Raw genomic sequence first — 8,109 nt, 5'->3', positions numbered from 1 at the left:
GACCCTGGAGGTCTCTATTTTTAGGGAAGGATTGAGCGTCTTGACCAAAAAGTGTTTTTCCCTCCTTGAATTTTTAAGGCATGTCTTTAGCTTGTTAAAACCGCAAAGGAAGCCTTTTTGTAAAAATGTCCAGTAGTATGCATTAAGGCATACAATAAAAGCGAATGTGATAGTTCTAACAAAAGGATTCTTTTTCATAGTTGAGTATTTTGAGATTAAGGAATATTAAGTGATCCAGTACACAAATTCTTATTCTTGGGTATTTTCCTGTCTTGGCAAAGACTTCCCATATTTATCCATAGCAACTTGTACACAGGAAGAGTCAAACGATTTCTGCACTAGTATTTAATACATTTTACCTCAATTATCGGTAATTAGTATTGACGCTGAAAGCAGCAATTACTCTGGAATGTAACATTGGAGTTTTAACACTAAAACAAGTATTTTAGTTTCTCCATACAATGAAGTGAAGGGTTGAGGAAAAAATTTAGGCTAATGCCTCTTTGTTTAAATCTACATTTGCTTAACAAAGGTAATACGTTAGATCTAAAAAACAAACTAATTCTGTAGATTTTTTTATGATTGAGCTAATCTTATGTCATACAGGATGCAAAAACCTGTAGTAGATTGCTTAGGTACCCAAAAAATCAAAACGAATTCACCTCAAAATCGTGCTCAATTTACGATAAGCTGTCGAATGAGAGGTAACTGCACCAAAATATGGGCTTTAACTTTATGGCATTTGGTCTTCTCAATTTTAAGTATTTTCAATTTTGAAACCCACTCCTGACTCATAAATAATTCTAATGAGGTTCTTCTGTAGAAGGTGTTATTGACCGCGAGATGTTGGGATTTATTTAGGGTGGATCTAATTTGCATTAAAATTATTCTTCTGTTCAATATAATCATTTACAAGCATTTATCGTGTCTTGTCGGCTGTTTTCACTGATTTGGAGTGTATTTTCTAAGTTTAGTTGCCAATAAAATTTATGCTCTTTTCTTTGTTTTACTTCGAGTCAATGCGGAGCGTACAAATTAAAATCTTATCTTTGATCTTTTGCAAGATGCCTATAATTTAAGGTTTGAGTCTTAAGTTTTTTGATGAATTTAAACCATTTATTTTTTATAAAAACGCAAAAATAAATGAGTGCTTTCATTTTCTCTACCGGATTGTTAGTTGTTATTGCACTTTTAGCTACGACAATAACTATTTTGTTTTTCAACAAAAAGGATCATAAGTTTCCCCTCCTTATCATTTTGTTTTCAAGTTTCATTCTCAGGCTAGTACCATCTACGGATTCTTTGATACATGAATGGGATGAACGTTTTCATGCATTGGTTGCAAAAAACATGTTAGCACATAGTTTTAAACCTACATTATATGATAACCCTGTTTTGGAATATGATTATAAGAGTTGGGTAGACAACCATATTTGGTTACATAAACAACCCATCCCTCTTTGGATAATTTCCTCGTCTCTAAAATTATTCGGAATCAGTGCCCTCAGCGTTCGCATACCTTCAATTATTTTATCTACTTTATCCGTACTTCTTACCTATTATATTTCGCTTTTTTTGTTTGAAAAAAAATCAGTGGCACTTTTTTCAGCCTTTTTACAAGGCATAAATGGTTTTTTAATTGAAAATGCTGCTGGGAGAATTCCAACAGATCATATTGATAGTCATTTTTTATTTTTTATCGAACTATCAATTTTTTTAATTTGTTTGCATCAAAAAACAAAAAAAAAGGGAGTTATAATATTGATAGGTATTGCCTTGGGTATGGCTATAATGACTAAATGGCTTACAGCTTTATTTATACTGCCGCTTTTCTTTATTTTAAATTTTCCACAAAATAGTATCCAATCTGTTGCTTTTAAGATGTTAACAATCATCTTATTCGCAGCAATTGTCTCAGTCCCTTGGCAGGTTTATACTTTTAATACCTTTCCACTGGAGGCTAGATGGGAGCAACAATTCAATTTTGCTCATATTGGAAAAGCGTTAGAAGGGCATTCAGAAAGTTGGTTTTACCACTTATCTAAAGCTAGAATAATTTGGAATGAACTGATTTATATCCCTCTAATTTGGTTAGTAGTAGTTTTGTTAAAGGAGAGAAAGCCTGAGATAATGTTTTTATTTCTCTGGATTTCAATCCCTTATGTTTTGTTTTCAATTGTAAAAACTAAAATGCCAGGGTATGTTATTATCTGTGCGCCAGCAATATTTATGACTTCTGCATTATTTTTTGATAGCCTGAATCTTAAAATGAAAAAACTGGGCCAAGCTCTTCTTTTCATTTTTGTTCTTCTTGGCGTCAGATACGCAATAGAGAGAATCAAGCCATTTCAGTACGATAAAAATGAAGAAATAGTTTTTCAAAAAATTGAGCGTTTAGGAAAACAAATAAAAAGTAAAAATACTGTAGTACTCAATTTCCCTTTCCCTACTGAAGCGATGTTTTACCATGATTGCATCGCATATTCAATCTTACCACCTATAGAGGAGATAAATAATTTAAAGAAAAAAGGATATGATGTAATTATCTACCAGCCCTAGTGTCACTTCAACTAGGCCGACTGCTTCATCAAACTCTAAGTGCCACCATTTTTACCAGCTTTTGATTGAAGCCCAATAGCATCAGTTTTTTGTATCCATTGCTTTGGAGAAAGCACAAATGAGTTCATCCCTGCTTGAGTTCTAAAAACTGGGTTAAGCAGTTGCTCCCATACACCTAAAAATTCAACGGTATCACGGTTTCTTATCCAGTTTTGAATCACAATTTCAGAACGATGATTGACCCGTTTAGCAATATCCGTCAAGGAAATATAGTCTTCCTCTTTTTGGATGAAGAGCCTAATTTCAGTGCCTTGCACAACGAATGATGAATTTTTAGCCATGACTTAACAGATATGAATTGGAGAATATAAACTATCAGGCAGTTTGTTTAAGTAAAGTGTTGATGATAAAATCAACCCTTCTCAACCGTTCTTGATTCTCCTGTATTGATTTTTCAGTCGTTTGATGTGGAGCCTTGCCCTGCTGCTTTCTAGCTTCGGCCTTTTTGATAGAGTCGTCATGTCGTTCCTGAAAACGATTCTTAAGCCTAAGCAAATTATGGCTCAACATTGGGTTGCTTCTGTCAATCTTCACCCCATAAAAAGTATCACTAGAGAAATCAGGTTCTTTATCTTCCTTACCCTGCCCTATTTTACCAAGTTCTTTAACTGGCTTAGGCTCGATTTTCAGTTGGGGCTTGGGCTTAGTGGCCGTTGCTTCAAACTCATTGATGGCACCATAGAATTTTGTCAGCTTTTCCCACTCCTGTTGATTATGAAAAAGCTCCAGTTTTGTGGCAAAAGTGATTTCCTGCAAAATCATCACTTCAATCAACCAGCCAATAATCATCAAAGTCAAAACTGATACCGTCCAGGAAAGCCCATAAGGAAACATCACCAAAAATGCCTCAACCATCGAAAGCACCAGCAACACAGTTGCTGCCACGATTCCAAAAGAGAATCTGCTTTGTATCCGCAGCGGGTTAAGCTGAAAAAAGAACACCAATGTCCCCCTTCCGGCCTGAATGGCCAGCGGCACCAGGAAGGCAGCAATTTTAAAACCAAAATTCGGTGCATTTTGGGAATGGAACAAACCCATAATCACCGCGCTGGTCAGGTAAGTACCTATCAAAAGCCCAAAGGCAAGTTTGGGTAAAATTTGGCGGAGTCGCTTGATGGAACGCTCAAAATCGTGGTTGATGAGGGTATTTTCCATTTGTTAGAAAGTTCTTTGCTTTTGAATAGGATTATGCTTCGTCAATGATCATTGCATGGTACTTATCCATTACCGCCTTATCAAAGGAACTTAGGTAAATTTGGGTTACCTCCTCCGACGAGTGGCCAAGTGCTTCGCTGATTACCGCAGTCGGTACACCTTTATATTTAGCAATAGTAGCGTAAGAATGCCGAGAGACATAGCTGGTCACTGTCGCCTCAATGCCGCATTCTTTGGCAATTTCTTTAAGGCTACGGTTATAGCGTCTTATTTCATCCCTTACATTTATGTCCTGTTGTTTTGGGTCTTCTGACTTGATAACATTCAGAATAAAGTCGTTTTTTCCTTTACCATCAATGTATGGGCTGATGAACTTCTGTAGAGGTGGAGAGATTGGAATGCTATGCAGTCGCCCGGTTTTACGGCGTTTATATTCAATTCTACCTCCAATTATATCTTTTACTTTGAGGTAAGCCAAATCCACAAACGAAGCACCCATTAAGTAAAAGCTAATCATGAAATAGTCTTTAGCCCTTCTTTGCCTTTCGGTTTTGGGTTCATAACATTTGATGAGTTCTATTTCAGCAGCAGATATTGCCCGTTTGCGGGTCTGCTCAGACTTAATAGCGTAATCGCCAAAGGGATAATGTTCCTTGGATAGCTTTTTCTCTTTAGTGGCTCGGTTAAACAATGCTCTGAGTGTTCGCATGTTTACACTTAGGCCATTTTGCGAATTGCCTTTAGAAAAGTACCAAGTTTCGTACTTCTTCAACCAAGTATAAGTGATTTGTTTCATTGGCAAGTCCTTCCCGCCGATATAGGTTTTGATGCTCCGATACAAAGTTGTATACACCTTCGCATTCCCTATTTTTTGTGCTTCGGTCAGTTGGTCAATTACCTCTTTAGTGTAAGTAAGTATGTTGAGTTCTGCTTCCTTACCCGCTAAATATTCTTTTAGCTCAGTTCGAGATAGTGTTTCCAACTGATTGTTATCTTGAAGCTTTGTCACCATTTCCAAGGCTTTTTGCCTTTCTTTGTTCAACATAGCATTCAAGCGGCTGATGTTCTCAATGAGTTTACAAGACCCCTTTATCTTTTGCCCCTTTTCATCCCAGTCTTTTTCTGGAATACTGTATCCAAGTGGCAATTGAAAGAACTTCCGGTTATGAATCACCCGAAGGCTCAAAGGGAAGGTTCCATCCTTTTTTTTCAACCGCGTGTCCAGAATAATCTTTACTGATACCATACTGAAAAAATTTGCAAGCCATTTGCAAACAAATATAGGGCTTTTTTGATTCAGTATGTTGTTTCTTTATTTCCTTTCTCCTGTTAATCAATACGATGAAAACATATGAGACCAAATTAAACCAGTTATCAAAAGCCTTACAAGCAGAGGGTCGGCGGTTCGAACCCGTCATTACCCACGATGATTTATAAAGGGTTACAAATTCACGATTTGTAACCCTTTTCTTTTTTAAGATTAAGCCTTCCAAATCTCAAGTACGCCTATCTTTTCAGCGCTACTTCTAAATAAGTTTGTAATTTTCTAGCTTCACCTACAATCCAGGATGTATGAAGCGGATCATTACAAGCTTATTTTTTTTGTGTACTATGCTAAGCCTTTCAGCACTAAATCCCAGCATTCAAGTCCTTAGACTCAAGTGTGATTTTAAAGAAAATCCCTTAGGCATTGAAAGCGCTCGCCCCTCGCTCAGTTGGCAACTTCAGGCCGCTCAAAGAGAGCAAAGCCAAAGTGCTTACCGCATCCTTGTAGCCGATCAGGCCCAACTATTGGATAAAAACCAGGGCAACATTTGGGACAGTGGCAAACAAGCCTCCAGCAATTCCATCCAGATTGAATACGCTGGCCAAGCCCTGCAATCCGCTCAAAAATACTATTGGAAAGTTATGGTCTGGGATGCCAGTGGTAAAGCCTCTTCCTGGAGCGCCCCAGCGCATTGGCAAATGGGTTTGTTGGCTGAAAAAGATTGGGGTGGTGCCAGTTGGATAGCCCTGGAAAAAATTGCCGAAGAAGATAAAATCCTGCCTGCCCTACACGCCACCAAAGCCCCAAACAAACCCAAGTCCGTCCTCCCTCAATTCCGCAAAGAATGGGCCACCAGCAAAACCATCACGCAGGCCACTGGCTTTGTGGCCGGTTTAGGCCATTTTGAATTTTTCATCAACGGGCAAAAAGTGGGTAAAAATTTTCTGGATCCCGGTTGGACCAACTATCAGCAAACTGCGCAATACGTCACTTTTGACTTGACTCTACTTTTGGTATCAGGAAAAAATGCCTTCGGCATCATGCTCGGCAATGGTTTTTACCATATCCCCAATGAGCGTTACTGGAAAATTTTACAATCCTATGGTTACCCCACTTGCAAATTGAAAATATTGATCGAATACAGCGATGGTAGCAGCGAACAAATCATCACGGATCAAAGCTGGAAATGCACGCACAGTCCAATCACTTACAGCAGCATTTACGGTGGCGAAGATTACGATGCAACACTGGAGCAAAAAGGCTGGAAACTCCCCGGTTTCAATGATGCGCATTGGCAAACACCACTGGTATTGAGCGAAACCATGCCCAGCCTGCGCACCCAGCGCCAGGAACCACTCGGCTATTTTGAAGAATTTACCCCGCAGAAAATCAGCAGCCCTAAACCTGGCATTTGGGTGTACGATTTGGCCCAAAATTTCTCCGGCATTTTTCAAATCCAGGTACAAGGCCAACGCGGGCGCAGCATCAAAATCAGCCCCTCCGAATTGCTCCACGACGATGGCACCGTCAACCAATCTGCCATTGGTGAGCCCGTTTTTTTCAACTACACCCTGAGTGGCGAAGGCCTGGAAAGTTGGCAACCACAGTTCATGTACTACGGCTTTCGCTATGTACAGATTGAAGGCGCGGTACCCGAAGGCCAAAGCAACCCCGACAATTTACCCGTCATCAAAGGACTGAAGGGCATTCATACCCGCAATGCCGCCGCCAAAATCGGGAATTTCTCCTGCTCCAATCCCTTGTTCAACCGGATTTACACCCTCATCGACTGGGCCATCCGCAGCAACATGGCCAGTGTGTTGACCGATTGCCCGCACCGCGAAAAACTGGGCTGGCTGGAAGAAGCCTACCTCATGGGGCCTTCGCTGCGCTACAACTATGACCTGGCGGCGCTTTACCCCAAAATTTTGGAAGACATGCGGGCTGCCCAACTGCCCAATGGCCTGATCCCCGATATTGCCCCCGAATACGTACCCTTTCACGGTGGCTTCCGCGATTCACCTGAGTGGGGTAGCGCGGGGGTGATCATCCCCTGGGAAATGTACCAATGGTACGGCAATGTGGCCGTATTGCAGGAGAATTACGAGATGATGAAGCGCTACGTTGACTACCTCAGCAGCCGGGCCGATCAGCACATCGTAGCACATGGTCTGGGCGATTGGTACGATTATGGCCCCAAACACCCCGGCGAAGCGCAGTTGACCTCCAAGGCCCTCAGCGCCACCGCCATTTATTATTATGACATTTCGATTGTGCAAAAAGTGGCTCTTTTGTTGGGGAATCGGGTGGATGCAGCTAAGTATCAAGCCTTGGGTGAAGCTGTTAAAAAGGCTTTCAATGCTCGTTTTTTTGATCCAGTAAAAATGCAGTATGAAAAGGGAAGCCAAACGGCGTATGCCATGCCGCTGGAATTGGGTTTGGTAGAGCCACAGCACCGGGCTGGCGTGTTGAATAGTTTGCTGCACTCCATCCAGGCTAATAACTATGCCCTTACTGCCGGAGACATTGGTTTTCATTACCTGGTCAGTGCCCTGCAAAATGGAGGTGCTTCGGAAGTGATTTACAAAATGAACAGCCGAGACGATGTGCCCGGGTATGGATTCCAATTGGCCAAAGGTGCTACGGCCTTGACTGAATCCTGGCCTGCGCTCAAAAATGTGTCCAACAATCACTTTATGTTGGGGCATTTGATGGAGTGGTTTTTTAACGGTTTGGGTGGCATCAAACCTTCGGAATCTGTGCTGGCCTTTAAAGAATTCATCATTCGCCCCGAAATGGTTGGCGATTTGACGGAGGCGAAGGTTGATTTTGAATCGATGTATGGGCCCATTCAAAGCCATTGGAAAAAAACGCCGCAAGGAATTGAAATGAATGTTGAAATTCCGGTCAACACCCAGGCCTTGGTGTATTTTCCCACGCAAACCCGCGATAAGATTTTAGAAGGTGGGAAAAACATAAAGTACAAGGTGGTGAAAATGGAAGGGGAACGTTTGGTATTGCGTTTGGGTTCTGGAAGGTATTCATTTTTGGTTCAGCCTTGAAATGAT

General features: G+C 40.9%; 6 protein-coding genes. 2 read left to right on the top strand and 4 right to left on the bottom strand.

Features of this window, described 5'->3' with window-relative positions; translation table 11 throughout:
• Positions 1-198: hypothetical protein (locus ACEW9O_RS01700; protein ID WP_373548384.1), on the bottom strand; the 198-nt coding region annotated here is incomplete at its 3' end.
• Between the two features lie 945 nt (positions 199-1,143).
• On the opposite strand from ACEW9O_RS01700, the gene ACEW9O_RS01695 reads away from it, so the two are divergent.
• Positions 1,144-2,559, top strand: coding sequence for an ArnT family glycosyltransferase (locus tag ACEW9O_RS01695; protein WP_373548383.1), 1,416 nt, complete (start codon positions 1,144-1,146; stop codon positions 2,557-2,559).
• A gap of 35 nt (positions 2,560-2,594) precedes the next feature.
• Here the strand turns inward: ACEW9O_RS01695 and ACEW9O_RS01690 are convergent, their stop codons facing one another.
• Genes ACEW9O_RS01690 through ACEW9O_RS01680 form a run of 3 tightly spaced genes read right to left on the bottom strand, consistent with a single transcriptional unit; the run spans position 2,595 to position 5,020 of the window.
• Positions 2,595-2,900 carry a KilA-N domain-containing protein gene (locus ACEW9O_RS01690; protein WP_373548382.1) on the bottom strand — a complete coding sequence of 102 codons (306 nt, stop codon included), beginning with the start codon at positions 2,898-2,900 and terminating at the stop codon, positions 2,595-2,597.
• Between the two features lie 34 nt (positions 2,901-2,934).
• On the bottom strand, positions 2,935-3,774 hold the full coding sequence (locus ACEW9O_RS01685) for a hypothetical protein (protein WP_373548381.1): 840 nt from the start codon (positions 3,772-3,774) through the stop codon (positions 2,935-2,937).
• Positions 3,775-3,805: 31 nt separating this feature from the next.
• The gene (locus ACEW9O_RS01680) at positions 3,806-5,020 is read right to left on the bottom strand and encodes a phage integrase SAM-like domain-containing protein (protein ID WP_373548380.1); all 1,215 of its coding nucleotides are present in this window, start codon (positions 5,018-5,020) and stop codon (positions 3,806-3,808) included.
• 326 nt (positions 5,021-5,346) lie between these two features.
• On the opposite strand from ACEW9O_RS01680, the gene ACEW9O_RS01675 reads away from it, so the two are divergent.
• Complete coding sequence (locus ACEW9O_RS01675; RefSeq protein ID WP_373548379.1) at positions 5,347-8,103, top strand: family 78 glycoside hydrolase catalytic domain; 2,757 nt, start codon at positions 5,347-5,349, stop codon at positions 8,101-8,103.
• Positions 8,104-8,109: the final 6 nt, after the last annotated feature.

Origin of the sequence: Haliscomenobacter sp., assembly GCF_041740695.1 — a bacterium.
Classification (GTDB): Bacteria; Bacteroidota; Bacteroidia; order Chitinophagales; family Saprospiraceae; genus Haliscomenobacter.
Note: the sequence above shows the minus strand (reverse complement) of the source record. Positions and strands in the feature narration are given on the sequence as shown.